Genomic DNA, 24,424 nt, shown 5'->3' with positions numbered 1-24,424 from the left:
TTATCGGCATTTTCGTCCGGTAAAGTGAAAACCTGTTGAAATTTTCTCCTCACAGATGAGATAAAAGGCATCCCGAAAAAGATCAGTTCATGCGAAAAATTATATCCTACAAAATCCTCCTATATCGCTTATAGAAGATGTGTTACCATGAAGGCCCTTGTCCGAAGACCTGACGGAAATGAGGAAGAGATCGAAATTCCTGAAGAAAGCTACATTGAACCAGGTGACATACTTGATGACGGTTCAGTTGTATTCAGACTGATATACCCTGAAGAAGACGATCTTGACGCAATATCGATGGGATTTTTTGCAGACGAAAATGAAGATCAGGACGACTAAAATCTTTCCGTAATGAATTTTTTTCGCTTCATATGCATTAAATAAAGATACTTATTTATATCCTGAATCCTGAGCTTTAAAAACCGATAAAATAGAGTTAAAAAGCGTTATGCAAAACGGAGATGAAATATACGGATTCTGAAAATATAATAGAGGTATCAGGCCTCAGCCACTCATACGGCGATTTTGAGGCTGTCAGGGATATCTCCTTTTCTGTTAAAAAAGGAGAAATATTCTCTTTTTTAGGCCCGAACGGAGCAGGGAAAAGCACAGCAATCAATATTTTAATAACACTTCTTAAATTACAGAAAGGAGTTGTAAAAATTGCAGGACATGATCTCGGAAAAGATCCCGAAGAGGTCAGAAAATCTATAGGAATAGTCTTTCAGGAGATAACTCTTGACAGGGACATGACTGTATCTGAAACACTCGGGTTTCACGCAAAGCTGTATGCGATGCCAAAGGAGATGTGGCAAAACAGAACAGAAGAGCTATTGGAGCTCGTTGAACTCTCCGATAAGAAGAAAGCATTTACAAAGCAGCTCTCCGGAGGCATGAAAAGACGTCTTGAGATTGCAAGGGGACTTATGACCAGGCCAAAGGTTCTCTTCCTTGACGAACCCACAATCGGACTTGACCCGCAGACAAGAATGCGGACATGGGACTATTTCAGAGCAGTAAACAGAGAAGGAACAACAATATTTCTGACAACCCATTACATGGACGAGGCAGACATACTCTCTGACAGGATAGCAATAATTGACAATGGAAAAATTATTGCTACAGGAACTCCCGAAGATCTAAAAAACAGCCTTGGCGAGGATATAATCTATCTTGAGACATCAGATAACAAAAAGGCGACAGAGATTCTAAAAGGGCACAACGGAATAAAAAATGCAGTTTTAAAAGGAACCATAATAGCTCTCATGGCAGAATCAGACGGAACAAAACTTCTTCCCGGGATTCTGCACCTTCTTGAGGAGAACAATATCGAAGCCCTTTCCTTAAACCTGAAAAAACCTTCAATGGATGACGTTTTTCTGCACTATACAGGAAAAGAGCTAAGAGACGAAGACAGGAATCACAAAAATCACGCCGGAGGAAAATAATATGGCAGACAGGGGGTTTTTAAACGTCTTCAGAAGAGATATCACAAGATATCTGCGGTTTAAGACACAGCTTTTATCATCGCTCCTTCAGCCTGCACTATGGCTTGCATTCTTCGGAATATCAATGGCAGGAAACTTTGACCGGATTCTCTCCCAGTCAGAGCCTCTTGCAGGCATCTTAAATATAGGATATCTTACATTCATGTGTGCAGGCATAATTGCTGTCACGATTCTTTTTACAAATATTTTCGGCGGCTTTATACTGCTTTTTGATAAAAACTGGGGACTTTTAAGGGAAATCCTGGCAAGCCCGATGCCAAGAAGAGATCTTATTATTGGTATTGTGATGTCAGGAGTTACAAAATCATGGATTCAGTCGTCGATAGTTATCGTATTCGGACTTGTTCTGGGAGTTAAGTTTTTCCAGGGGTATTCAGGCTTACAGATACTCATATCACTTGCAGGCATCTTTATTTTCATTGCACTCTTTGCAATGTCGTTTTTATGCATCTCGGCATCAATTGCTCTCAGAATGGACTCACCCGAAGGATTTCAGGGAATTACAACACTTCTGACAATGCCTCTTTTCTTTGTCTCAAACGCCTTATACCCGACAGGAGGATTTCCCCCGGTTGTTCAGGATATCGCTTATCTGAACCCGCTGACTCATCTCATAAACGGTATCAGATATTTTGCAATAGGTGATAATTTCACTGCACTCGGGATACATTTCATATATACAACACAGGATATTCTCCTCTCGTTTACCTATCTGGCGCTCTTTGCAGCAATAATGTTTGCAATAGCATGGAGAACTGTTCAAAAACTGGTTGTTACATAAAAAAATCGTCAGATTACAAACATATAAAATTCTAAATATTCCGGCCTTAAAATTATATAAAAGAGAAAGAGTGAGAGAGAGAGAGAGATGGCAGACGTAATTATATTAAATGCAAGCCCGAGAGAGGGAGGAAACACCGAAATTCTCTGCAGGGAATGTGCAGACGCAATAGAGAGCAGCGGATTTAGCACTGAGATTATATCATTTAAGGATAAAAATTTCAAATCGTGCACTGCATGTGGTTTATGCAAAAAAGACAAGGGACGCTGCGCAATAGATGATGACGGGTTAAACGAAATAATTGAGGAGATAAAAGAAGCCCAGGGGCTTATCGTCGCATCTCCGGTCTATTTCGGAACGGCAAGAGGCGATCTTATGTCTGCAATACAGAGAATCGCGATGGTATCATACGGAGGCGACAGATTCCTCTCAAGAATGGTAGGAGGGCCGATTGCCGTCGGAAGAAGAGGAGGGCATACAGCAACAATCCAGGAGCTATTGATGTTCTATTTCATAAACGACATGATTGTTGCCGGTTCTGACTACTGGAATATTGCATTCGGAAAAGCAAAGGGCGAGGTCTCAGAGGATGAAGAAGGCATAGAAACCGTAAGAAAATTTGGCAGGAATGTCGCTTTTATTATCAAATCTCTCAACGAATAGACACCTGACAGAAAAATACCTTTTTTTGAGGCAAATATCCTCATAAACCACATACAGGTTTATAATCAAACAGAGTCTCTCTGAAAAATCGTCAGGGACATCACAGAGGGATGCCACATCAGCCCTTTGCTTATCGATAAACAACGATTGACCCTGTATTAATAAGATCTTCAAATTAATTTTTAGCTGAAAAAGAGGGATTATATACTCTGTTTGCCACGATTAGTATCAGGGTGGCTTTTACGGATATCAATTCAGTCCGCTTCGTCACGCTCTGAGACAATATTCAGTACAGACCTGTCCCCTGTCATTGAGGAGCGGTATTTCAGGAATGTGTTTGTCTGGTTATATCCTAAAAAACATTCTTCTCTTTCCATAATTTCCGAGACTTCCATGGGTTTTAACAGACGATTATTGCCGGAAAAATTAATGTGCATCATTTCTATAAATCAGAGTTTCATAAGATGCCATATATATCTTGTGGTCAAGGCATACAGCCCCAATTGTCTATTAAACAGCATATAAATATTAAAATCCAAATTTGACAGATATAAAGCCTTAGATCATGAAAATGAGAATTGAAAAAGAATATATATAATAACCTCCTGCAGGAGATGTTTGCTCATTAAAAAAACGTCTGATATCTGCGTCTTTTAAAGTATAAAACAGAAATATGTGTTTTTTAAAGAATATGACAAATTATAGACAGTTTAGACGCGCAAAGGAAGTCATAATCATGAGCTTTTTACCAGATAATACAGGATTTTTGACAGGCGTCCCCGCATATAATTAAAACAAATAGGGACCTATACTTTATAATACAGATAACAAAATATCTTTAAAAATCCAAATAATAAAAAGCTTTTATTATAATATCCAAATCAAATTTGAGAGCTTATTTTATGGATACTACAAAGGGACATAAAAAAAGAAAAGGCGACAGGGTATTATTAAAATCCCTGATTCTGATTTTTTTACTTCTGCTTTTTCTCCCGTTAATACAGCCGGCCGCTGCGGCAGACCAAAAAGATGTACTTTACATAAACTCATACCATCAGGGGTTCGACTGGAGTGATGAGATTTCACGCGGCATTTATGAATTTTTTGAAAATGACGATTCTGTAACGCTCTATACCGAATATATGGACACAAAAAATTTCCCGACAGATGAAAATTACGACAATCTTTACAATTCATACAGGTATAAATATACAGACAGGAATTTTGACGTAATAATAACATCTGATGACAATGCCCTGAATTTTATCCTTAAATATAAAGACACACTCTTCCCGGGAACACCTGTTGTTTTTTGCGGTGTCAACGAAGTTCCTCCGGATTTTCAGGAGAAAAACCCGGATGTAACAGGCATTATTGAATCTCAGCCTATAAAAGAGAATATTGACACTGCTATTGAGATAAATCCAAAACCACTTAAAAAAATCTATCTTTTAACAGACAATACTGAAACAGGAATATCATACAGGAATATTCTGAATGAAATAATCCCTGATTATACAGACAGAATAGAATTTGTCCACATATATGACATCAGCATGGAAGAACTCCTGTTTGAGGCATCAAATATGCCAGAGGATTCTGCAATAATATACGCAGTATTCAACAGGGACGAGAACGGAAATGTTTTTACAAACAATGAAGCTGTCAGGATGATATCGGAAAAGAGCTCAGTCCCGATATATGTAATGATGGATAATATCGTTGGTTCCGGTTCTGTCGGCGGCATAGTAATGCCACCCTATCACCACGGATATCTGGCCGCAGAAACAGCAAAAGAGATAATAACCGGAAAAAATCCATCAGACATCGAAATAGCTCCTGATGCATACAGTTACCCGTTTTTTGACTTCAATGTTCTCACCAATTTTGGATATGAATTTGCAAAACTGCCCGCAGATAGTAAAATCCACGAAAAACCGGAAACATCGGTAGAGATTCCGGCAATACAATATATCGCAATATTAATTGCAGGATTTTGTTTATTCATAATATCCGTCCTCCTTAAAATATCCAACAGAAAACACAAAATAACAGGCGAACTTCTCAAAATCAGCGAAGAAAGACTCACAATGGCAATGCATGCCACAAAAGACGGAGTCTGGGACTGGAGTTATGAAACAGAAAAGTATTATACAAGTCCTGCCGGACTTGAGATGCTTGGCTATAAACCGGGAGAGATTTTAATTACCCCTGATGTCTGGAAGACCATGATCCATCCTGAAGATCTCCAGAGAGTCCTTGAAAGCTTTGAAAAGTCAATAAAATCCCCGGGAAAATTCACACGCGAATATAGAATAAAAACAAAACAGGGAACATGGAAATGGATTCGTTCAAGGGGAAATGTTGTCGGGGTTAAAAACAACAAACCTATAAGAATTGTGGGAACTTTTACCGATGTTGATGAGACTATTATGTACAGGGATGCTCTTTTAGAGGCAAACAAAAAGCTGTCCATACTCTCATCAGTCACAAGACACGATGCACTCAATCAGGTAACAGCACTTTTGGGATATCTTGAGATTATGGAGGATCTGTTTGAAGATAACAAGGATGTCGCAAATTTCATTCCAAAACTCATAAGGCCTGCAGAAATTATCCAGCAGCAGATCAATTTCACAAAGGACTATGAGGAGATGGGCCTTTCCAAACCTGAATGGCAGGATGTTGAAACGGTTGCAAAAAGAGCCGCAATAACAGCAATGGATGAAAATACCGAGATTTTTGTTGATACAGGAAATGTTGAGATATTCGCCGATCTGATGCTTGAAAAAGTCTTCTTCAATCTCTTTGACAATGCAAAGCGGCATGGAAAAACAGTCTCAAAAATAAATGTCTCATTTAAGAAAGGGAAAAATGTCACAGGAATCATAACTGTGGAAGACAACGGATGCGGAATAGCACCGGATAAAAAAGAGACAATTTTCACAAAAGGATACGGCGGGAATTCAGGATACGGTTTATTCCTTGTTGAAAACATTCTGGGCATTACAAACATCAGGATACAGGAGACAGGAACATACGAAAAAGGCGCAAAATTTGAGATAATAATCCCGGAAAGCATGTGGCACATTCCGGCAGATATCAGCGACATCTAAAAAAACCTGGATTGTCAGATAAAAAGAATTCCAGGTGAACTATTTTTCTTCTCCCTTTTTTTCATCCAAAAGAGAAACACCACAAAAATCAAAATAAGTCTTTATCTTTTCATAATTAAGCAGTTTCATATCAATCTCAAACAAAAGATCAGATATCTCCGTTGCAGCCTCAGAAATCTGTTTACTTTTACCGGAGTTCTCGCCTCCGGCAAGATTTCTTATCCTGCCGACAGGAGATTTTAACAGGGCACAGAGATCTGCTATCTCCTCGATGTTTCTGCTGTGAGCACTGAAATTTTCAGCAATTTTCTCATCCCTCTCATCAGTTTCCCTCTCCCATGTGACATCATAGATAATAACAGCCAGATGTGTAACCTTTTTTTTGTCAAAGAGAGGTATTGTCTCGATATCTATGATCCGAGTCTCATCTAATCTTTTATACATCCTCTCTTTTTTGTAAAACACACCTGTCCCGAAGATGTCCTGATAATCCGTTTTGCCACCGAAAATCGCATTTGGAAGGATATCATAAACCGGTTTGTCAGTATAACTCTGATTTATCCCCAGAATATTGCAGAGATCTGAAAATGCCTGATTGTAGACAACAATCTTCATTCTGGAATCCACAAGAAAGACAGGATTCTTTATAGCATCCATCACAATTCTGTAATATCTCTCAAGACTGCTCTCACGGACACACTGCTCCATCATCTCATCAGGAATTAAAACAAAGAAAAATTCATCCGGATCCCATCTGTTTCCCTTAACATATCCGATATTTAATGAAAGATAAGTCTCCTCACCTGACTTTTTCTTAAGTTTAAGGCCGTCAACCCATGAAAGAAGGTTTTTCTTCTCTAATGAATCATTTCGAAGCGAATTCATCATCCCGAAGATTCTTTCCTTATCCAGTTTAAATAATGTAAAAAAATCAAGACCCGATGCTTCCTCACGTGACCATCCGGTCAGGGACTCGGCAGCAGGATTTATTCTTGTCACATTTCCACCCGCATCGGTTGTTATCACAGCATCAGAGACGAATGTAAGAGTTGACTCAAGATCTCCGGGTTCGGCCTTCTTCATTATCCTGTGCTTGTGAAGTGTCATCTCGATATTGCTGTAAAGTTCCCTTTCACTAAACGGTTTTATCAGATAGCCGAAACCGTTTCTCTTAAAAGCGCCATTTAAGAGCACTTCATCGGAAGGGGACAGCAGACAGATTACCGGTATATCATAGAGACCATATATCTGCTCTGCCGCTTCTGTCCACCCCATATCCCCGCGAAGTGCGATATCCATTAAAACAAGATCGGGAAGAAGCACCTTTGCCATCTCTGTCACCTCCTGCCCGTTTTTTGCTTCGCCGACAACATTATAGCCGAGATTCTCAAGAGTCTCTCCTATCCCTGAATTAATAACGCCCTCTTCTCCCACTATAAGGATCATTTTATTCGTCGGCAAAGGTCTCACCCGTGGTAAATGAAATCTGACAAATTATTTTTTTCCCGGCAATTTGATGACGGTTTTATGCCCGAAAAATTAATTTATTAAATTAATTTATTAAATGAATTTTTTAGAAGTTCATCTTTAATAAATACATATATTAATCAGTTTAACCGGACTCATTTTTCAGATAACAGGGCGATTTCAGGACATATAAAAGCTCCTCTTCAGAATTTACGACAATTGATGACTCTTCGAGCATCAGATTGACAATCTCGCTCTCCCCCACACGACGAAAATCTGTCCGGAGAGAGATTATCCGTTTGTTGTTTGCATATGCATATCCCATCTCCCATGAAGTGCCTGAATCGGCATCCGGGCCGTCAATTACCGACACCACAATATCGGCCTCTTTTAGGGCTGAAAGATTGGCATCAAATATCATCTTATTATGATGTTTCTCCCTCAAACTCTGGTTATCACCGGTTTCCTGCGGAAGATGAACCAGAAACATGTGCTCTCTTAAAAGGCAGGCAAGTTTTTGATTATAATCTCTCTCGGCATCTGAAAATAATGGAGCGGCAAGATATATTTTGTATTCTGCAAAATCAGCGACATCAAATGCGGGAATGTCTGAAAAAAGCTTTAAAAACGCACCTCTGCCCTTCTTTTTTTCATCAGAGTAATATGTCATGTTAACACCGCAGGAAGGCGATGAGTCAACCCCCACAATACAGAGAGCCTTTTCGTCCTCTTCTGTAAACACATCTGTATCATTCTTTAATTTTTCAAGAAGTCCAGAGAATTCCTCAGTATTCAGACTTTCAAGGAAATTCGTGGGTTTTCTGCCGCTCCCGAGATATATGGTCTCAGGGCAGGGGAGAAAGACGATATCAATGCCAAATTCCTCACATCTTTTAATGCACCGCGAAAACAGCTCAATATCAGACGGTTTTGTTATTCCCTCCGCCCTCAGAGTGTAGTCCCCGATGCACGGACACATCAGTATAAACATTGATAGGATTTTGGTTACCACAGTATAATGATGATACCGCTTCTTGCATGGCGGGATAACACCTGTGATCCAAAAGTCTGCTCTGTCAAAAAACTTGAGAGGTTTGGCTTTGTGAAAATCTTTCCAAAGATTTCTTCAATACCCAAAAACACCCTGATGCTTGACCCGACAGCATCCCAGGCCCTTTCACCGGCAGATAAAACCTCGCCTTCAATAACTGTCCTTGACTGCTCATGGGAGGCACTTGATACAGGAATTGTTGAGGGCTGGAGAAGAAGAAGAGCTCTTCCCTTCCTTGTCGCCGCAAATCCGGGGCATTTCGGAAGGCCGTTTATGCTCAATTCACTAGAGGCATTTGCCGCTGCACTATACATTCTCGGCGAAAAGGAGCAGGCAGAAGAGATTCTTTCAAAATTCAACTGGGGTCTTAGATTTTTAGAGGTGAATATTGAACCATTGGAAGAGTATGCAAACGCAAAAAATTCTGCGGAAATTGTTGAGATACAGTCATATTATATCTGAAAACGGATGAACAAGAGAATTGATACCCGGAATAATAATTAATTAGAGAACACAGGAGAATTTTTCGATGACTAATACATCTTACAACGATATCTGGAAGGCAAAAATGGAAAAACTTCTGGAGGAGGATGAGAAGCACGGAAACAGGGTAAAATGGGAGTCCGTAACCCATGCGAGAGAATACTGGGAGAGAACAAAACGTGATCAGAAGAGAATTCTGGATCAGATAGAACTCATAAAACCGAAAAAATCAGACAGCATCCTGGATATCGGCTCAGGGCCGGGGAGCATTGCGATTCCGGCGGCAAAGATTGCAGAGAGAGTTACAGCAGTCGAACCCTCCGGAGGAATGTGTGCTGTGCTTAAAGAGAGGGCAGAAGAAGAGAATCTCTCCAACATTTCAATAATCCAAAAAAGATGGGAGGATGTTGATGTTAAAGCCGATCTTAAAGGACCATATGATATCGTAATTGCGTCCTACTCACTATCAATGGCGGACATAAAAACAGAGATCCTTAAGATGAACTCCGTATGCTCGGGCAGGGTTTTTCTCTTCTGGTTTGCAGGCAATTTTACATGGGAAGGCGATTTTGCAGAACTCTGGAAGACAATAGATTCAAGGGACTTCTATCCCGGCCCGAAGGCTGATATTTTATACAACGTCCTCTATGAATCAGGAATCTATCCGGAAGTTACCACATTCCCACTGAGAATTAAAGACATATATGACTCACCGGAAAAAGCGGCAGAAAAAATATGTCAGAGGCATTCTGTAACAGGTGACGAGGACAGAACAAAAATCCTTGAATACTTCCTGGAGCAGAAAACAGAAAAACCTGAAGTTTCCGGAATCTCACGACGCGTCTGCATGTGGTGGGATACAGATAAGTATCCTGCCCGGTGAATTTCTCTCTTTTAGTCTCTTCTTCTTATGTAAATCAGAACAAAACCCGCTATTACCAAAACAGCTAAAATACCCTTCAGATCCATAACCCCGTTTTCAGGATTTATATCTAAAATCCCGCCGGAGACTGCTTCCTGACGTCTTTCCCAGTCATAATCAAATACTTTCTTAAAATATTCGCCGACGCCCCCTCCGGTTAAAATCACGCCTGCTTCGCGGTTGTATTCAGGGGAGTTTTCATTCCAGTTTACAGAGCTTACAAGTACAGAGTCTCCGTCCACAACAACACCCTTGTTATGAATTTTTAAAAGGCCCAGAGAATCAAGATCAACAAGTGCTGCATCAAGACTGAGATTTTCAGACAGTGATACGGCGTTTATGTAATCAACCATCTCATCGTTGTCCGAGTCACCTTCGGTGTTATACCAGAATGAGTCAAGAAGGATGCGAACATTAACACCCCGCCGGGAAGCAGATATCGCCGCCTCAAGATACGGATTTTCACCCGACGACCAGTTTTTGATGTATGCCTGTTCAATGTCGACTGAAACCTCTGCACTTTCTATAAGATCTTCTATAAGGTAACTTGTGTCTGGCGAGATTACAGGAGTTACAGTGACGCCTGAGAAAACTTCAGGTCTGAACACAGGGTTGTATTTATTTTCAGATGCATCTTCGGGACTGCCGTATTTATCAGGGAAGGGCTCAGTCCATCCACCTGTGATATCAGTCTCAAATACTCTGTTAAAATATGATGACACACCGCTGTCCTGAATATATACTCCAAATCCGCGGTTGCCTGTAACTCCCGGGTCTGGAAAACCGGTGTACCCGAAGTTTTCGCTTGCAAGAAGAACATTTTTACCATCAGTAGTCATGTATTTTGCATGCAGATAGCGGTATGGCGCGTGAAATACGCCGTTTTCAGTCTCCATCGAATATACAGGGATACCTGCACCAGTCATCTCTGAGACAGCATAGTATTCGGAAGGGGATATTCCGCCAACAGGGCTTCCCTCCAAAAGAACCCTCACATCAACACCCTCTCTTTTTTTGCCGGCTATCATCCCTGCAATATCCGGATTTGTAAGCTCATACACATTGAGATTTATTGACGACTCTGCATCTCTTATCGCATCCCCCAAAACCTCATACGAACAGTCAGGAGACACAAACGCGGTTAAAGAAACATTATAATACGTGACAGGCAAAAAGTCAGACTGACCTATATAAAAAGGCCGCTCATCCCACACACCGTCTTTTAGGATGTGAACCCTGCCTTCCCCTGATTTAACATCACCGGGCCAGACTATTGTCTGGATTACTTTTTTATTTAAAAGAAGATTTAGTTCATCTCCGCTGTTTCCCATCCTGAAACTGCCCGTCCTTATAGCATCGGGAATTTTTGGGTCTGTATCATAAATTTCGTAGTCAGGGGCAGTTTTGTGAACTTCCGTATAGGCTTTCCCCTCACGTGCTACCGTTATAGATCCTCTGCATACAGACCCTTCCGGGAATCTGACACTTCCCTCACCGTCAGTAATCAAAACACCAAAAAGACTCCCCTGACCTGATATTACAAAAAACTCATCACCTTCACCTTTTGCCCAGGTATCCGGGCAGAATAAGGTGATTTCAAACGCAGATGAGACAGGCATAAAAAAAGCAATAAAAACAAGCACCAGAAGCGTCCTGCAAAAAGTCTTCTGTATTTTCATTTAGAAGTCATTATGACTTTTTGGGTATTATATCTGGCGTATTGAATAATGTTTTAGAAGACCGAAATGACAGGCTTCTCGTTGTAAAGGCAGGCGGGAGCTTAATGGACGTTCTTCCGGAGATAATCCGGATATTAAAGGATTCTGGCAGGAATATACTCATCGTTCCGGGAGGGGGGATTTTTGCCGACTCAGTGAGAGATATCGATCCCGACCCGGATACGGCACACTGGATGGCAATTCTGGGAATGGAGCAGTACGGACATTACATATCCTCACTCGGAGTGAGAACAACAGGCAGTCCTGAAATTAAAAATATACCAAAAGGAGTCTCTGTCCTCCTTCCCTATAAAATATTAAGAGAGAGAGATCCCCTGCCTCATTCGTGGGATGTTACCTCTGATACCATAGCTGCATGGGTGGCAGACTTACTATCTGCCGATCTCATTTTACTGAAATCAGTTGACGGCTTAAAATCCGAAAACAAAATTTTGGAAGAGGTCTGCGCAGATTCTGAATTTGAAGAGGTCGACTCACATCTAATACCTTATGTTCTTGAAAAAAATATCAACACATGGGTATTAAATGCCAGAAAACCGGACGTAATAAAGAATTACCTCTCAGGAAAATGTTTTTTCGGCACACGTATCCATAGGAAGTTTTTAAGTGCAAACACGCCGAATTTATAAGATAATTTTAGGAGAGAAAAATATGGAAGCAGAAAAATGTACCTCATGCAGCGCTCCTCTTTCAGAGCCAGGCTGGACAAAATTCGAGTGTCCTAAATGCCGCGAGACAATCTACAGATGCCACAGGTGCAGACACCAAAGTATCCCGTACGAATGCCAGTCATGCGGATTCCAGGGGCCATAAGAGATGGGCGACGTAGTAATTATTGTCAAAGTAATGCCTGAGTCACCTGATGTTGACCTTGAGACATTAAAGACACAGATCAAAGAAAAATATCCTGGAACAAAGGATATGCAGATAGAGCCTATCGGATTCGGACTTTCATCACTTAAAGTTGCAATTGTCATCCCCGACGGGGAAGCAGGCGCAGCTGATGAGGCTGAAGCAATTCTTGCTGCCTTTGACGGCGTCCAGAGTGCAGAGATCGTATCCCTGACACTTACCTGAAATTTAATTCAGGACTTTTATTGGAATATCAAAACATTCCAAATATTATTTAAATTATCTAAGACGTTCATGAAACGTATGTTTCATGCACTGTCTCATAAAAAACAGTGAAAAAGACGAAGTTTTCTTAAATTTTATTATTCCGGAGTATCTCCGCTCAGGTCAGAATTCTCACTCTTCTCAAGTTCTTCCATCACCTCGGCGGTTGCATCACGTATTTTTTCGACAGATTCCTGAAACTGATTGATCTCATTCTCATCTATGCGAATCGGAACAGGAAATGCCCCGTGTTTATTGAGCCTTGCAGGAACACCTATACATACATCACCGATGTCATGAACCTCGCTTTTGACATATGCAGAGACTGAGAGTATCCTGTTTTCATTTCCTAAAATAGTCCTTACAAGAGTTGCAATTGCAGCACCGGGGCCATATATTGTAGCTCCGCTCTTCTCGATTATATGAGAGCCGGCTGTTTTTACCCAGTGAACCATCTCCTTTTTCGGGAGACTTGAAAATGCCGGAAGATTTTGAACCTGAATGCCCCCTATGGTTGTCGCCGACCACAAAGGCACCATGGAATCGCCGTGTTCACCGATAATACGGGTGTGCACCTCGCTTACATGAACCTGAAAATGATTTGCAACAAAAGACTTGAGCCTCATCGAGTCAAGGTGAGTCCCGAGACCGAATACACGGTTCTGTGGAAAACCGGAATATTTCAGGGCAACCGCTGTTAAAATATCAACAGGGTTTGAAACAACAAGTATGATGGAATCAGGAGCATATTTTGCAATAACCTTTGCATAATCTGCAATAACTTTTGAATTCTTTTTTGCGAGAAGCAGCCTGTCCTGACCATTTTGACGCGGAATTCCCGCAGTTATTATAACAATATCCGAATCACTGATATCCAATGGATCAATGCTCCATTTAAGCTTTAAGCTCCTGCCTAATGCTGCAAAAGAGTCAATAAAATCCCACTTTGTACCCTCAAGTACATCCTCATTGCCTTCCCTTCCAAAAAGAACAATTTTTGTTACAAAAGGAATACGCGATATCGAATATGCGGCAAACTGACCTACTTTGCCGGTAGCACCAATAATGGTTACTTTTGCCATAACCCCACCAAAAATAAGGAACACGTAAGGAGGTGGGAATCGCGTGTCAGATCTCTGTACATTTCCCCTTCTCCACCCTGCAACCCCGAGGGCACCAGACGTTTACGGTAAGTCTGCTCCCTTCCGGGCCTGGACCGGTCTCCGCAATAAAAGGTCGCAATTCCCTCCGGAATCCTGATCCCTCTACGCTGATCTCTCAGGACAAGGCTTCGCAGTCGGGAAATATGCACTTTGAAAAGATCGCCAAAGCCGCTCTCCAAACTTCGTCCCCCGCATAACGGCGGTTTCAGGTAACAGGTGACGCCTAACCACCCGGACTAGTTCCCATAATTAATGGAGACTCAAGGGATAAAAGCATCACCGCCAACTTTTATCTTCCAGTCCGAAATTCTGGCATCATTGAGCACTTTGTTCTTCTTTTCAAAAGCGTCAATCGCCGCAAGTGTTCCCTCACCTCCGATAAATGAGGGGAGATTCATATAATCTCCGAGATACACATCAAAAGAGCAGTATTTCCCTTCAAAATGTGCGGTTTTTAAGGATTTTTCCGTTACTGATGCTTCTTTTAACTCCTCATATCCAAAAAGAAATTCTGATTTTAAGATCTCAAGCGCTTTTCTGTTTGAGTGAAGACTAACCGCCGTCCAGTACGCGGCAGGGTACCATATGTCATTGAATATGACCGTATTCACACCAAAGAGTCCCGCAGATATCCCGAGAGTACCTGAACCCGAGCATGCATCAACAAATGTTTCAGGTATATGCCTCCTGACATTGATTTCAACCGATCTTATCTTCGGGTCAAAGCCGCGTGGAAACTCAATATGCATCCCGGACTGGTTTTTATAGGTAACAAAAGAGACATTTCCGGCGTAAAACACATCACACCTGACATCGCATCCGGCAAGAAGGGTGTTTGTCGCAGATACCTGTGTGCTTCCAGTCCGGTCATCTGCAAAAGATATCCCCGGAACCACCCCGTTGTCCTTTACAACACCCTTTACTTCAGGCACTTCTCTTACAATTCTCTCTGCTGATTTAGGCGAAGCATAGGGAGTCAGAAGAACAAGGCTGTTTTCCGGGAGATATGGAAGGGTTTTAATTGCAAAACCCGGGTTTAAAAGAGGCGTTCCTGTCTTTGCAAGAGGAAGGCCCAGAGGAATTTCCTCCTCCTCTGCCATTATCAGATAACAGTGTGCGATTACATTGTCCAGAGAGCGTCTGCCGCAGACAGGACACGGCTTCCCGATTTTAGATTCAGGGGGTTTCTGCCTGTTTAAAACTGTCTCCCTGCAATGAGGACATTTTGAAAAAATTGAATTTAATGAGGATATTACCTCTTCTGCATCCTTTATGCAGTCATTTTTGCACACAGGGCATTTTATCGGCAAATCCGGAGAAGACAGAACAACAGTAATTTTAACACACCTGTTTTTGTTTTTATTGTATGTTTGAGAGCCTCTGGATTACATCCTCAATCCCACAGTGCTTTATCTCCATAACCGCTGCTATAACAGCGTCTGAAAATATCATTGCGGATGTCTCAAAAAGTGTTCCTATAGGTGCAAGCGGAAGGGAGAGGGATTTATAGCCGCCCGTTATCTGCCTCACCTCAAATGTGTTCGGCCATTCGGTATCCTGAGGAGGATTTGAAGGCAGAAGAACTACACAGTCTGCCAAATCTGCAATTCTTGATTTTTCACGTGAGGTTATAAGGCACAAAAATCCGCCAAGCGACTTTGCGGTCTCGGCAATATCAACAACAGAGTTGGTCTCTCCCGAGCCTGAAAATACGACTACCAGATCATCTTTTCGCATTGCAGGCGTTACAATCTCCCCTACAACATAACTCTCAAGGCCGATATGCATCAGACGCATTGCAAATGCCCTTCCTATAAGACCTGAACGTCCCGCACCTGCAACATAGATTCTCCTCTCCTTTATAATTTCCGAGAGAAATTCATCTATCTTCTCTTCAGACATCTGATCAATAAGAGAAGATACCTCTTCTGTCATCAGCCGCATGTTTTCCATGACATCCGGATCTTCGCACCCGCTCATGCAGAAATGATTTATTGCAGGTAGTACTTGAATTATAGCCATTCGAAAAAAATCCCGCATTTCAACCTAATGACGCCTGTCTAAAGCTTCAGAGCAGAATTTCCTGCAAAAATTATTCCACTTTTTTTATTTTTTTACTTTCACTCCACGCACGGCGATCTGGTATATATACAGGCGTTAATCTCTGAATCAGAAAAAAAGGATGCGGCAGGAATGATAAGGGCAGGTTACATTCAGAAGGCAGGTTATCCGGCAAAGGATACACAGGGTTCTCTTCACCAGATAATGGAGATATGCATTGCAGGAAAAATATATGCAGTATTAGTGATGGATCTTAGAAGAACTCTTTATACCGGCGAAAAAGGAGATGTCTGGCACATCAGACAAAACTGGGGAAGACATCTTGATGCAGCAGCAGGAAAGACATCACTTTCACGCTCAAAAAAGGCCATCAATCTGATGCTTGACAACGGAAAAAGATATACAATATCAACAGCGGCTATCAGAAACATTCTCTCGGGCCGCTGTTCTTACTCATCAGTAGCAGAGATAGAATCATTATCTCCAATAACCGCCGCAAATACATCATCATACCAGTCGGCAATATCTCCGTGGGTTACTGTATAAAGATAAAAACAGATAAAAAACACGGATTTTAGTTTTCGGATAAATTAAATCAGGTCATGAAGTGTATAACTAAATACCAATATGAATGAAAAACCGTCTTTCTGGGACGACCATTACATAGCATGCGGGAATGTATGGGCAGGAAGTGTAAAAGATCTGCCTAAACTGCCTGCAGGCTCAAAAGTTCTTGAAACAGGATGCGGAAACGGAAAGACAATTCATGCAATGGAGACAACAGGCTGGAAAATATACGGCCTTGATTTCTCAAAGACTGCATCCCGCCTCTGCAGAAAAAACATCTCAAAAAGCACTTATGCAGAAATCTTTGTATCCGATGCATCACATCTGCCTTTTTCTGACCATACATTTGATGCCGTATTCGCCCGCCATGTAACCGGACACTCAAAATTAAAGAAAAGGAAAGAGATTGCAGAGGAGCTGAAAAGAGTGCTCAGACCCGGCGGAATTTTATTTTTTTCAGAATTTGAAAGATCAGATCTTCGTTTTGGGAAAGGCGAAGAGACTGAGGAAAATACTTTCCTTAAAAAAAACGGCATCATAACACATTTTTTTTCAGAAGAAGAGACAACAAAACTTTTTTCTGATATGCTTTTGGTCTCTCTAAAAACAGACAGATGGTCTATGGTTATCAAAGGAAAAGAGAATAAAAGGGCAGAGATAAATGCCATATTTAAAAAACCTTAAGAAAACCAAAAATTCAGTCAGTAAAACAGAGTCTTAGTTTTCATTTTTTTCGAAATATAACTTAGCTGCCGCATCTCCCGCGGCTAAAAAGGCCTTTGTGACACCCGCAGGACCAAGTTTAATTCCGCCATAAATCCGTGACACAACAATTACATGACTATTAAGTCCTTTATTTTCAAGAAGAGAATGAAGTGCTCTTCCGGGGTGTCCAACCTCCCGGTCATTTTTACACTCTGAGAAAATACTCCCGTCGGGAGAGATAAAATTCATCGCAGAACAGTGATGTCCGGCTTTTTTGTATAATTTTTTGTGAATGTCAAGAATTGCAGAATAATCATCCTGAGATCCGATTAAGTAGAGATGGGCATAAAAACGGGATTTTTTTTCTTCGTACTTTACTGCGGCCAGTTCCTGCATATCTGCAAAACTATATCAATACAGACAAAAGAAGGTTTTTAAGTATAAGGGAATTTGGAAATGAAATTAAAAATCGGCGTTCTGCTCACATATTTTCTGCAGATAGTGATTGTTTTTATCATCATATCGAGTTTTTTAAGAGATGACTATACATTCGCAATATGGGGAGCAATATCTCTCTTTTTAACTCTTCTTCCCATGATTGTTGAAAGAAAAATAAACATGACAATTCCCTGGGGACTTACGCTTCTAATCGTCCTCTCCCTTTGCTTTCATCTGGCCGGAGAATTTTTCGGGCTGTATCTGATGCTATACCCGTTATATGACAAAATTGCCCACCTGATCTCGGGCTCAACAATGGCGCTTTTGGGATTTACTCTTGTGCTGCTGATGGACAGATACACCTCAATGAACTTCAACCGCCTCATGATTGTCTTTATGATAATTATGATGACAATGGCATTCGGGGCTTTCTGGGAAATTGTCGAGTTTTTGGTTGACACATTCCTCGGCGGCGATATGCAGCACGGAAACACCGATACAATGCTTGATCTTATATTCGTCTTCTTCGGCGCGATAATTATTGCGGCACTCGGAAACTTTTATCTGAGAAAGTTCCCCAAACGGAGGGTTGAAGAGATATTTGCCGGAAATCTGAAATGGAAGGAGATTAACAATATAACACCGCCGGAAAGCGAATTTGAAAACCAACAGGAACCAAAAAAAACCTGATAATAAAACGAATCAGGCACCATCAACTCAAAATCTATTTAACCACATTTAACGAAATAAATGTGCACAACCAGACTGTCATAAATCGCACATGGATCAAATGCCCCCCATTGAGTCCTGTATGATTTCCGGCAGTCCGGTTGACGCTTTCTTTATACTCAGGGGCCTGTAGCTTAGTGGTGGAGCGCCCGGCTCATAACCGGGCGGTCATGCGTTCGAATCGCATCAGGCCCATTTCTGTTTTTACAATATTTTCTGTAGAATTAAATTTTAATTAATTGTACCTGTATTTTTATTCATGATTTTTATAGGACAGATTTTTTCTTACAGATAAGCAATAAAATATTAAATTCTCATTATTACCCACCAGTTTAGCAATTTAAAGAATGAATAAACCATATTTTTTATACATCCAAAATTAAACCAACCAAAAGTTAATTATAATGATTAATCATTATAATTATAGAAACAGGTGGTTTTTAATGCCTGATGTAGACAGAAACAACATATTTTTAATGGATGGGACTGCCAATCCGGCTCCTTTGGGCCTTCTGGCATTCGGGATGACGACAGTTTTGTTAAACCTGCACAATGCAGGATACTTCGGACTGGGCAGCATGATAATGGCGATGGGCATATTCTACGGAGGTCTTGCCCAGGTAATAGCCGGAATAATGGAATGGAAGAAGAATAACACGTTTGGAACAACAGCTTTCTGTTCATACGGATTCTTCTGGTTAACTCTTGTGGCACTTCTCATGATTCCGGCACTCAGACTGGGAACGGCTCCGGGAAATCTCGGGATGACAGCCTACCTCTTCATGTGGGGACTGTTTACGGCTGTAATGTTTATCGCCACCTTAAAGATGAACAGGGCGCTTCAGTTCGTATTTGCATCACTTGCGATACTGTTCTTCCTTCTGGCAGCAGGAGACTTTACAGGAAATGCAATGATAAAGACAATCGCCGGTTACGAGGGCATAATCTGCGGATTATCAGCAGTATATGCCGGCCTTGCACAGGTCATAAACGAGGTCTACGGAGCTGAAAAACTCCCCCTCTGATTTTTTCCGTTTTTTACTTTTTTCGTTTTTTTCAGGTTTTATCAAAAAGATCACCGCGTCCAAGCCTTCTTACAGCATCCCTTGCAGCAGATCTGACCTTAGTCTCCTCATCGTCAAGAAGAGGAATTATATCATCGACAACATCCCAGTAACTCATCATTCCCAAAGCTTCCGCAGCTGCTGCCCTGATCTCCGGACTGGGATCGTTAAGCATCGGCATTATGTGAAAAACCGCATCCCGGTCACCTATCATTCCAAGCGCCTTTGCCGCACCGCGTCTTACCCACTTATCATCATGTGCAAGAAAAGAGAGCAGAGGTACAACCGCACTTTTATCTTTTAATTTCCCGAGTGAACAGACCGCAACGTACAAAACACCGGGATCATCCTCCTTTTTGATGCACTCAATAAGATGCGGAACCGCTCTCAGATCTCCTGCAATTCCCAGCGCCTCGGCAGACTTAACACGATACGGGATACCTGTATCTTCAAGCTGTTTTACAAAAATCCAGAAATTCTCCTCTCTTCGCCTCTCCCTTTCGTAAAGGATTCGCTCCGCATGCCCCGGGTTTCTGCCGTTCATCTGACAATCACCAGATACAACCCAGAACCCTATAATATTAGCGTTTGCTCCTCCCGGCCTTAAACAGAGAGCTAATCAGGATACTAAAAGAACTCCGGTTATCACAAAAATGAAGGGTGTTTTTCGGATGTGCATAATTTTCTTCTTTAACACTTATCGCCTATAAGGACAAATATTATAAAGCAATAAAGAGAGGCTTGTTTTCAAACCATGAATAATGAAAATATATGCGGTACACCGGTGATACAGGCGAAGGTGAAACCCGGAATGACCGTAAACGAACTGGTGGAAGAGTTTGGTAAATCCCGTGCATATAACGCAGGTTCACTGTGGCATGCCGTAAACATATACGAAAAAATGCTCCGTGATTCCGATACTGTCAAATTCTTCGGACTCGCAGGCGCAATGGTGCCCGGTGGAATGGGAGGAATTGTATCTGACCTCATAAAAGACGGACATATTGATATTCTTGTCTCAACCGGTGCAAACATAACGCACGACACAATCGAGGCAATTGGATGTAAACATTATCACGGAACCGAAATCTGCGATGATGTACAACTCTGTGAAGAGGAAATTAACAGAATATACGATGTATTTCTCCCGAATGATGCCTTTATAAAATTTGAAGAGTTCTTACAGGACGTTTTCGGAACGCTTGACAAAAGTAAAAAATATTCAATACAGGACTTAACACGCTTAATTGGTGAAAACCTGAGCACAGGAATACTTGCAGAGGCCGCAAAAAAAGATATTCCAATATACTGTCCGGCAATTCAGGACTCGATGATCGGCCTTCAGTACTGGCTTTTTAATCAGACCGGCGGAGTTACAATAGATGCATTTTCTGACATGTCAAAATTAATGGACACCTGCTTTAAAGCAAAAAAGACAGGCGCAATGCTTGTCGGCGGAGGAGTGCCTAAAAACTACATATTCCAGAGCATGTTAATGACGCCAAACGGCTTTGACTACGCAGTCCAGTTAACAGGTGACAGACCTGACCTCGGCGGACTCTCGGGTGCAACCCTTGAAGAGGCAAAATCCTGGGGAAAGCTTACAGGTGAGGCAACTGCACAGACAGTCTACGGTGACGCCACAATAAACCTGCCTTTGATTGTCGCGGCAGTTTTAGAGAGGCTTGACAGGTAAAATGACAGAACTTATTCTTGCCCTGGATGTTTTAACAAGAGAAGAGGCGATTGAGATTGCGGAAGAGACAGCACCTTATCTTGACGCAATAAAGATAGGCTACCCGCTTGTTCTCGGTGCCGGCCTTTCTATTGCTACCGAACTTTCCCATTTCGGCCTTCCACTGATTGCTGATTTTAAGGTTGCAGACATCCCGAACACTAACCGTCTTATTGCAGAACATGTCTTTGAAGCCGGATTTTCTGCAATAATAACACAGGGTTTTACAGGCAGCGATTCTGTTACCGCATGCGTCGAGGCGGCACAGGATGCCGGCGGAGAATGCTATGTCGTCTGCGAAATGAGTCATCCCGGAGCACTTGAATTTTTATCAGGCAATATCGCAGAAAGACTTGCAGAGATGGCAGTCAGTTGCGGTGCAGACGGAATCATAGCGCCTGCAACACGACCTGAGCGTGTTAAGGCTCTCAGGGAGATTATCGGAAACAAAAAAATTCTCTCTCCCGGAGTCGGTGCACAGGGAGGAAGTGCAGAAGAGATAGCGCCTCTAATCGACGGAATGATCGTCGGCAGGTCAATATATACAGCAGAAAATCCTGCAAAAGCTGCAGAAAAATATGCCTTCGTACGCCGATGATGAGTTGACCCGTTCTGAAAAGTGTCCTTAAAAACGCTTCCATGATGAACCCTATGAGTCGCCTGAGGCTGATTCTTAATTCTTTTTTATATTAAATTCCGGTTTTTAATAATTTCAGGGTCTAATCCGGCTGGATCAATATTACTATTACCATAGCGGCCCATATCCTCAAAATACATTCATCAGGGGAGTTAAAAATGAATAAATCAATAATAATTACAGGCCTGGTTATACTGGCCATAATTTGTTCAATAATTGTATTAATATCAGATTTAAGCAGTTCGGATATGAATGACACCCCGTCCGGTCCGAATTCAACAGATATTGCTAACCCAGAGCAAAATCCTGAATCAGGTCTTTCTGAATCTCTTCATTCTTTTACATATGATGATATCACAGGCAGATGGACTGCCTTAAACCAAAGACAGGGTACATCAGTCTCAACAGACGGTTTGGGGTCAGTCCTTTTAAAAACAGGTGTTGGTTCATTTTCAATGTCACTTTCAGGTGTCGGCCGCTCCGGTGCCATGATATCGCCGGAGAAGGGAGAGATCAAAATCGACGGAGCAAATCTTGCCTCTGTTCACGATGGCTTCACTGAATGGTACAGAAACAATGACGACGGAATAGGACATGGGATAACTGTCCGCAAAAAACCCTCAGGAAGTGGAGATCTAATCGCTGCATTTGAAGTCACAGGAGAACTTAATCCTTCGCCTGACCGGCAGACAATATACATCTCAGATGACAAAAACATGATTTTTAAGTATGACGGCCTTAAAGCATGGGATTCTACATGCAGAGACCTTAAAACAGCATTTGTTCTCTCGGGAAATACAATTTACTGGGAAATTGACGATGAAAACGCAGTTTATCCTTTGACAATTAATCCGGTTTTTACTGTCGTAAATAATTTAAACGGAGGGGCAGAAGGCGACCTGTTTGGCAATTCAGTTTCAGTATCCGGCGAATATGCAATTGTAGGCGCATATGGAGATGACACCAGAGGAAAAGACAGCGGTGCCGTATATATTTATTATAAAAAACAGGGAGGGGAGGAAAACTGGGGACTTGTCAAAAAATTGTACGGCAGAGCAGCAGGGGACGGATTTGGTCATTCAGTTTCAATATCAGATAATTATGCAATAATAGGCGCATATGCCAATGATACCCGGGGAAAAGACAGCGGTGTCGTATATATCTATTATAATAAGCAGGAAGGTCCGGAAAACTGGGGACTTATTAAAAAATTATACGGCGAGGCAGCCGGGGATGGTTTTGGCAATTCAGTTTCAATATCAGATAATTATGCAATAATAGGAGCATCTGCCAGCGACGTGACAGGAACTGACAGCGGAACCGCATATATATATTACAAAAAACAGGGAGGGGCCGAAAACTGGGGGCTTGTTAAACAGGTAACAGATGCAGCAGAAGGAGACTGTTTTGGAAGTTCGGTTTCAATATCAGATAATTATGCTATTGTGGGGGCATCTGCCTGTGACAAAGCAGGAAAAGACAGCGGAGCCGCATACATATATTACAATAAACAGGGAGGACCGGAAAACTGGGGGCTTGTTAAACAGGTAACAGATGCAGCAGAAGGAGACTGTTTTGGAAGTTCGGTTTCAATATCAAATAATTATGCTATTGTGGGGGCATCTGCCTGTGACAAAGCAGGAAAAGACAGCGGAACAGCATACATATATTACAATAAACAGGGAGGACCGGAAAACTGGGGACTTATAAAACAGGTGACAAATGCAGCAGAAGGAGACTGTTTTGGAAGTTCGGTTTCAATATCTAATGATTATGCAATAACAGGCGCATGTGCCGGAGACGCGACAGGAACTGACAGCGGAGCCGCATACATATATTACAATAAACAGGGAGGACCGGAAAACTGGGGACTTATTAAAAAAATTACGGGCCAGTAAGTAAAAATTTCAGCATGGAATATATCCTAATAAAAGTCCATGGAACTGCCCCTGTCCATAGTCATTTTGTATTTTTTTACAAGGGCATAACCGAAATCCTCCTCCTGACCTTCGGGAATACTGATACCTGCCTCCTTTAGCTTTAGAATAAGTTCATCTTTTAAGACGTCACGGGATGATACACCTTTTTTGTAGACCGAATAGAAGATCATGTCCATTGCGGGAATTTCATACTTAACCCCGTCAAATACAATTCCCGACATATCCTCATCAAAACCCGCATAGGAAGTTTTTTTTGCCATTCTGCATATTTTCCCTGATATAAGCAAAAAAACTATCCCATGCAAAAATCCTAAAAAAGATGCAGCCACAGAAATGTGGTATAATTAATTCACGAATTTTTAGCGCAACACAAACTTTTAATGTGTCTGCATTCTGATTTTAATGCATGATATGGACTGCCGAGCAGCTCGAACTTGCAAAAAAATACAAATCCCTTGAAGACATCCCTGTTGAAGAAAGACGCTACAAATGCCATACCTGCAATTATGTAGTAGATGAAACCCCGTGCCCGTCCTGCA

The 24,424-nt window shown here is 41.6% G+C and carries 27 protein-coding genes, 1 tRNA gene, 1 other RNA gene and 1 pseudogene; 19 read left to right on the top strand and 11 right to left on the bottom strand.

Translation table 11 applies throughout. From position 1 onward, the window contains the following. Positions 1-147 precede the first annotated feature (147 nt). The 4 genes from ACTB1O_RS08640 to ACTB1O_RS08625 all read left to right on the top strand — a co-directional run bounded on the left by ACTB1O_RS08640 (position 148) and on the right by ACTB1O_RS08625 (position 2,952). A complete protein-coding gene (locus ACTB1O_RS08640; protein WP_462994731.1) occupies positions 148-339 on the top strand; it encodes a hypothetical protein in 192 nt (63 codons plus the stop codon). Positions 340-461: 122 nt separating this feature from the next. Then, on the top strand, positions 462-1,448 hold the full coding sequence (locus ACTB1O_RS08635; protein ID WP_462994730.1) for an ATP-binding cassette domain-containing protein: 987 nt from the start codon (positions 462-464) through the stop codon (positions 1,446-1,448). 1 nt (position 1,449) lies between these two features. Further along, entirely contained in the window at positions 1,450-2,289 is an 840-nt protein-coding gene (locus tag ACTB1O_RS08630; protein ID WP_462994729.1) for an ABC transporter permease, read from the top strand. An 87-nt stretch (positions 2,290-2,376) separates the two neighbouring features. Beyond that, entirely contained in the window at positions 2,377-2,952 is a 576-nt protein-coding gene (locus ACTB1O_RS08625; RefSeq protein WP_462994728.1) for a flavodoxin family protein, read from the top strand. A gap of 254 nt (positions 2,953-3,206) precedes the next feature. Here ACTB1O_RS08625 and ACTB1O_RS08620 read toward each other — a convergent pair whose 3' ends face one another. Next, positions 3,207-3,347 (bottom strand): hypothetical protein, encoded by a 141-nt coding sequence (locus tag ACTB1O_RS08620; RefSeq protein WP_462994727.1) that lies wholly within the window; start codon positions 3,345-3,347, stop codon positions 3,207-3,209. 507 nt (positions 3,348-3,854) lie between these two features. Here ACTB1O_RS08620 and ACTB1O_RS08615 point away from each other — a divergent pair. Further along, positions 3,855-6,068 (top strand): ABC transporter substrate binding protein, encoded by a 2,214-nt coding sequence (locus ACTB1O_RS08615; RefSeq protein WP_462994726.1) that lies wholly within the window; start codon positions 3,855-3,857, stop codon positions 6,066-6,068. A 39-nt stretch (positions 6,069-6,107) separates the two neighbouring features. On the opposite strand, the gene ACTB1O_RS08610 is transcribed toward ACTB1O_RS08615, so the two are convergent. Continuing rightward, a complete protein-coding gene (locus ACTB1O_RS08610) occupies positions 6,108-7,529 on the bottom strand; it encodes a response regulator (protein ID WP_462994725.1) in 1,422 nt (473 codons plus the stop codon). 151 nt (positions 7,530-7,680) lie between these two features. Then, positions 7,681-8,526: a nucleoside 2-deoxyribosyltransferase gene (locus tag ACTB1O_RS08605; protein WP_462994724.1), complete on the bottom strand. Its 846-nt coding sequence runs from the start codon at positions 8,524-8,526 to the stop codon at positions 7,681-7,683. A gap of 30 nt (positions 8,527-8,556) precedes the next feature. Between ACTB1O_RS08605 and ACTB1O_RS08600 the strand changes: the two genes are divergently transcribed. Together ACTB1O_RS08600 and ACTB1O_RS08595 are read left to right on the top strand one after the other, a co-directional pair. Continuing rightward, positions 8,557-9,048 carry a DUF367 family protein gene (locus ACTB1O_RS08600; protein WP_462994746.1) on the top strand — a complete coding sequence of 164 codons (492 nt, stop codon included), beginning with the start codon at positions 8,557-8,559 and terminating at the stop codon, positions 9,046-9,048. 67 nt (positions 9,049-9,115) lie between these two features. Beyond that, positions 9,116-9,952, top strand: coding sequence for a class I SAM-dependent methyltransferase (locus tag ACTB1O_RS08595; protein ID WP_462994723.1), 837 nt, complete (start codon positions 9,116-9,118; stop codon positions 9,950-9,952). 11 nt (positions 9,953-9,963) lie between these two features. On the opposite strand, the gene ACTB1O_RS08590 is transcribed toward ACTB1O_RS08595, so the two are convergent. After that, positions 9,964-11,670 carry a phospholipase D-like domain-containing protein gene (locus ACTB1O_RS08590; protein ID WP_462994722.1) on the bottom strand — a complete coding sequence of 569 codons (1,707 nt, stop codon included), beginning with the start codon at positions 11,668-11,670 and terminating at the stop codon, positions 9,964-9,966. A gap of 41 nt (positions 11,671-11,711) precedes the next feature. Between ACTB1O_RS08590 and ACTB1O_RS08585 the strand changes: the two genes are divergently transcribed. The 3 genes from ACTB1O_RS08585 to ACTB1O_RS08575 are packed head-to-tail and all read left to right on the top strand — an operon-like array spanning position 11,712 to position 12,807. Continuing rightward, a complete protein-coding gene (locus ACTB1O_RS08585; RefSeq protein WP_462994721.1) occupies positions 11,712-12,359 on the top strand; it encodes an amino acid kinase family protein in 648 nt (215 codons plus the stop codon). Between the two features lie 22 nt (positions 12,360-12,381). After that, on the top strand, positions 12,382-12,543 hold the full coding sequence (locus ACTB1O_RS08580) for a zinc finger domain-containing protein (RefSeq protein ID WP_462994720.1): 162 nt from the start codon (positions 12,382-12,384) through the stop codon (positions 12,541-12,543). Between the two features lie 3 nt (positions 12,544-12,546). Beyond that, a complete protein-coding gene (locus tag ACTB1O_RS08575) occupies positions 12,547-12,807 on the top strand; it encodes an elongation factor 1-beta (RefSeq protein ID WP_462994719.1) in 261 nt (86 codons plus the stop codon). A 137-nt stretch (positions 12,808-12,944) separates the two neighbouring features. Here the strand turns inward: ACTB1O_RS08575 and ACTB1O_RS08570 are convergent, their stop codons facing one another. The 4 genes from ACTB1O_RS08570 to hxlB form a co-directional block, all read right to left on the bottom strand. Then, positions 12,945-13,928: a malate dehydrogenase gene (locus ACTB1O_RS08570; RefSeq protein ID WP_462994718.1), complete on the bottom strand. Its 984-nt coding sequence runs from the start codon at positions 13,926-13,928 to the stop codon at positions 12,945-12,947. 14 nt (positions 13,929-13,942) lie between these two features. Then, positions 13,943-14,256, bottom strand: an RNA gene (gene ffs / locus ACTB1O_RS08565) — signal recognition particle sRNA. A gap of 13 nt (positions 14,257-14,269) precedes the next feature. After that, entirely contained in the window at positions 14,270-15,319 is a 1,050-nt protein-coding gene (locus ACTB1O_RS08560; protein ID WP_462994717.1) for a hypothetical protein, read from the bottom strand. Positions 15,320-15,368: 49 nt separating this feature from the next. Then, positions 15,369-16,031 (bottom strand): 6-phospho-3-hexuloisomerase, encoded by a 663-nt coding sequence (gene hxlB / locus ACTB1O_RS08555; RefSeq protein WP_462994716.1) that lies wholly within the window; start codon positions 16,029-16,031, stop codon positions 15,369-15,371. Between the two features lie 171 nt (positions 16,032-16,202). Here hxlB and ACTB1O_RS08550 point away from each other — a divergent pair, with 171 nt between their 5' ends. Next, positions 16,203-16,616: a hypothetical protein gene (locus ACTB1O_RS08550; protein ID WP_462994715.1), complete on the top strand. Its 414-nt coding sequence runs from the start codon at positions 16,203-16,205 to the stop codon at positions 16,614-16,616. Positions 16,617-16,697: 81 nt separating this feature from the next. After that, positions 16,698-17,321: a class I SAM-dependent methyltransferase gene (locus ACTB1O_RS08545; RefSeq protein WP_462994714.1), complete on the top strand. Its 624-nt coding sequence runs from the start codon at positions 16,698-16,700 to the stop codon at positions 17,319-17,321. Between the two features lie 33 nt (positions 17,322-17,354). Here ACTB1O_RS08545 and ACTB1O_RS08540 read toward each other — a convergent pair whose 3' ends face one another. Beyond that, a complete protein-coding gene (locus ACTB1O_RS08540) occupies positions 17,355-17,738 on the bottom strand; it encodes a YigZ family protein (protein WP_462994713.1) in 384 nt (127 codons plus the stop codon). Positions 17,739-17,798: 60 nt separating this feature from the next. Here ACTB1O_RS08540 and ACTB1O_RS08535 point away from each other — a divergent pair, with 60 nt between their 5' ends. From ACTB1O_RS08535 to ACTB1O_RS08525, 3 genes are all read left to right on the top strand, one after another. Next, complete coding sequence (locus ACTB1O_RS08535; protein WP_462994712.1) at positions 17,799-18,470, top strand: hypothetical protein; 672 nt, start codon at positions 17,799-17,801, stop codon at positions 18,468-18,470. A 162-nt stretch (positions 18,471-18,632) separates the two neighbouring features. After that, positions 18,633-18,704, top strand: a tRNA-Ile gene (locus ACTB1O_RS08530). Between the two features lie 248 nt (positions 18,705-18,952). After that, on the top strand, positions 18,953-19,534 hold the full coding sequence (locus ACTB1O_RS08525) for an acetate uptake transporter (RefSeq protein WP_462994711.1): 582 nt from the start codon (positions 18,953-18,955) through the stop codon (positions 19,532-19,534). 31 nt (positions 19,535-19,565) lie between these two features. On the opposite strand, the gene ACTB1O_RS08520 is transcribed toward ACTB1O_RS08525, so the two are convergent. After that, positions 19,566-20,117 carry a HEAT repeat domain-containing protein gene (locus ACTB1O_RS08520; protein ID WP_462994710.1) on the bottom strand — a complete coding sequence of 184 codons (552 nt, stop codon included), beginning with the start codon at positions 20,115-20,117 and terminating at the stop codon, positions 19,566-19,568. 210 nt (positions 20,118-20,327) lie between these two features. Here ACTB1O_RS08520 and ACTB1O_RS08515 point away from each other — a divergent pair, with 210 nt between their 5' ends. The 3 genes from ACTB1O_RS08515 to ACTB1O_RS08505 all read left to right on the top strand — a co-directional run bounded on the left by ACTB1O_RS08515 (position 20,328) and on the right by ACTB1O_RS08505 (position 23,843). Then, positions 20,328-21,269, top strand: a complete 942-nt coding sequence (locus ACTB1O_RS08515) for a deoxyhypusine synthase (protein WP_462994709.1) — start codon at positions 20,328-20,330, stop codon at positions 21,267-21,269. Between the two features lies 1 nt (position 21,270). Next, the gene (pyrF, locus tag ACTB1O_RS08510; RefSeq protein ID WP_462994708.1) at positions 21,271-21,906 is read left to right on the top strand and encodes an orotidine-5'-phosphate decarboxylase; all 636 of its coding nucleotides are present in this window, start codon (positions 21,271-21,273) and stop codon (positions 21,904-21,906) included. A gap of 197 nt (positions 21,907-22,103) precedes the next feature. Further along, positions 22,104-23,843: an FG-GAP repeat protein gene (locus ACTB1O_RS08505; protein ID WP_462994707.1), complete on the top strand. Its 1,740-nt coding sequence runs from the start codon at positions 22,104-22,106 to the stop codon at positions 23,841-23,843. Between the two features lie 26 nt (positions 23,844-23,869). Here the strand turns inward: ACTB1O_RS08505 and ACTB1O_RS08500 are convergent, their stop codons facing one another. Continuing rightward, entirely contained in the window at positions 23,870-24,145 is a 276-nt protein-coding gene (locus tag ACTB1O_RS08500; RefSeq protein WP_462994706.1) for a hypothetical protein, read from the bottom strand. A 146-nt stretch (positions 24,146-24,291) separates the two neighbouring features. On the opposite strand from ACTB1O_RS08500, the pseudogene ACTB1O_RS08495 reads away from it, so the two are divergent. Next, positions 24,292-24,424, top strand: a pseudogene (locus tag ACTB1O_RS08495) (anaerobic ribonucleoside-triphosphate reductase); the annotation flags it as partial.

This window comes from Methanomicrobium sp., assembly GCF_055145805.1.
This window is presented reverse-complemented; position numbering and strand designations above follow the sequence as displayed.

What these genes read in the sequence shown, in the direction of transcription:
- ACTB1O_RS08590 (WP_462994722.1), bottom strand. Translation starts at nt 11,670, where the DNA reads ATGAAAATACAGAAGACTTTTTGCAGGACGCTTCTGGTGCTTGTTTTT.
- ACTB1O_RS08535 (WP_462994712.1), top strand. Translation starts at nt 17,799, where the DNA reads ATGAAATTAAAAATCGGCGTTCTGCTCACATATTTTCTGCAGATAGTG.
- ACTB1O_RS08575 (WP_462994719.1), top strand. Translation starts at nt 12,547, where the DNA reads ATGGGCGACGTAGTAATTATTGTCAAAGTAATGCCTGAGTCACCTGAT.
- ACTB1O_RS08640 (WP_462994731.1), top strand. Translation starts at nt 148, where the DNA reads ATGAAGGCCCTTGTCCGAAGACCTGACGGAAATGAGGAAGAGATCGAA.
- ACTB1O_RS08615 (WP_462994726.1), top strand. Translation starts at nt 3,855, where the DNA reads ATGGATACTACAAAGGGACATAAAAAAAGAAAAGGCGACAGGGTATTA.
- ACTB1O_RS08570 (WP_462994718.1), bottom strand. Translation starts at nt 13,928, where the DNA reads ATGGCAAAAGTAACCATTATTGGTGCTACCGGCAAAGTAGGTCAGTTT.
- pyrF (WP_462994708.1), top strand. Translation starts at nt 21,271, where the DNA reads ATGACAGAACTTATTCTTGCCCTGGATGTTTTAACAAGAGAAGAGGCG.
- ACTB1O_RS08550 (WP_462994715.1), top strand. Translation starts at nt 16,203, where the DNA reads ATGATAAGGGCAGGTTACATTCAGAAGGCAGGTTATCCGGCAAAGGAT.
- ACTB1O_RS08505 (WP_462994707.1), top strand. Translation starts at nt 22,104, where the DNA reads ATGAATAAATCAATAATAATTACAGGCCTGGTTATACTGGCCATAATT.
- ACTB1O_RS08500 (WP_462994706.1), bottom strand. Translation starts at nt 24,145, where the DNA reads ATGGCAAAAAAAACTTCCTATGCGGGTTTTGATGAGGATATGTCGGGA.
- ACTB1O_RS08620 (WP_462994727.1), bottom strand. Translation starts at nt 3,347, where the DNA reads ATGGAAGTCTCGGAAATTATGGAAAGAGAAGAATGTTTTTTAGGATAT.
- ACTB1O_RS08600 (WP_462994746.1), top strand. Translation starts at nt 8,557, where the DNA reads ATGATACCGCTTCTTGCATGGCGGGATAACACCTGTGATCCAAAAGTC.
- ACTB1O_RS08520 (WP_462994710.1), bottom strand. Translation starts at nt 20,117, where the DNA reads ATGAACGGCAGAAACCCGGGGCATGCGGAGCGAATCCTTTACGAAAGG.
- ACTB1O_RS08625 (WP_462994728.1), top strand. Translation starts at nt 2,377, where the DNA reads ATGGCAGACGTAATTATATTAAATGCAAGCCCGAGAGAGGGAGGAAAC.
- ACTB1O_RS08540 (WP_462994713.1), bottom strand. Translation starts at nt 17,738, where the DNA reads ATGCAGGAACTGGCCGCAGTAAAGTACGAAGAAAAAAAATCCCGTTTT.
- ACTB1O_RS08595 (WP_462994723.1), top strand. Translation starts at nt 9,116, where the DNA reads ATGACTAATACATCTTACAACGATATCTGGAAGGCAAAAATGGAAAAA.
- ACTB1O_RS08630 (WP_462994729.1), top strand. Translation starts at nt 1,450, where the DNA reads ATGGCAGACAGGGGGTTTTTAAACGTCTTCAGAAGAGATATCACAAGA.
- hxlB (WP_462994716.1), bottom strand. Translation starts at nt 16,031, where the DNA reads ATGGCTATAATTCAAGTACTACCTGCAATAAATCATTTCTGCATGAGC.
- ACTB1O_RS08515 (WP_462994709.1), top strand. Translation starts at nt 20,328, where the DNA reads ATGAATAATGAAAATATATGCGGTACACCGGTGATACAGGCGAAGGTG.
- ACTB1O_RS08635 (WP_462994730.1), top strand. Translation starts at nt 462, where the DNA reads ATGAAATATACGGATTCTGAAAATATAATAGAGGTATCAGGCCTCAGC.
- ACTB1O_RS08580 (WP_462994720.1), top strand. Translation starts at nt 12,382, where the DNA reads ATGGAAGCAGAAAAATGTACCTCATGCAGCGCTCCTCTTTCAGAGCCA.
- ACTB1O_RS08605 (WP_462994724.1), bottom strand. Translation starts at nt 8,526, where the DNA reads ATGTTTATACTGATGTGTCCGTGCATCGGGGACTACACTCTGAGGGCG.
- ACTB1O_RS08525 (WP_462994711.1), top strand. Translation starts at nt 18,953, where the DNA reads ATGCCTGATGTAGACAGAAACAACATATTTTTAATGGATGGGACTGCC.
- ACTB1O_RS08545 (WP_462994714.1), top strand. Translation starts at nt 16,698, where the DNA reads ATGAATGAAAAACCGTCTTTCTGGGACGACCATTACATAGCATGCGGG.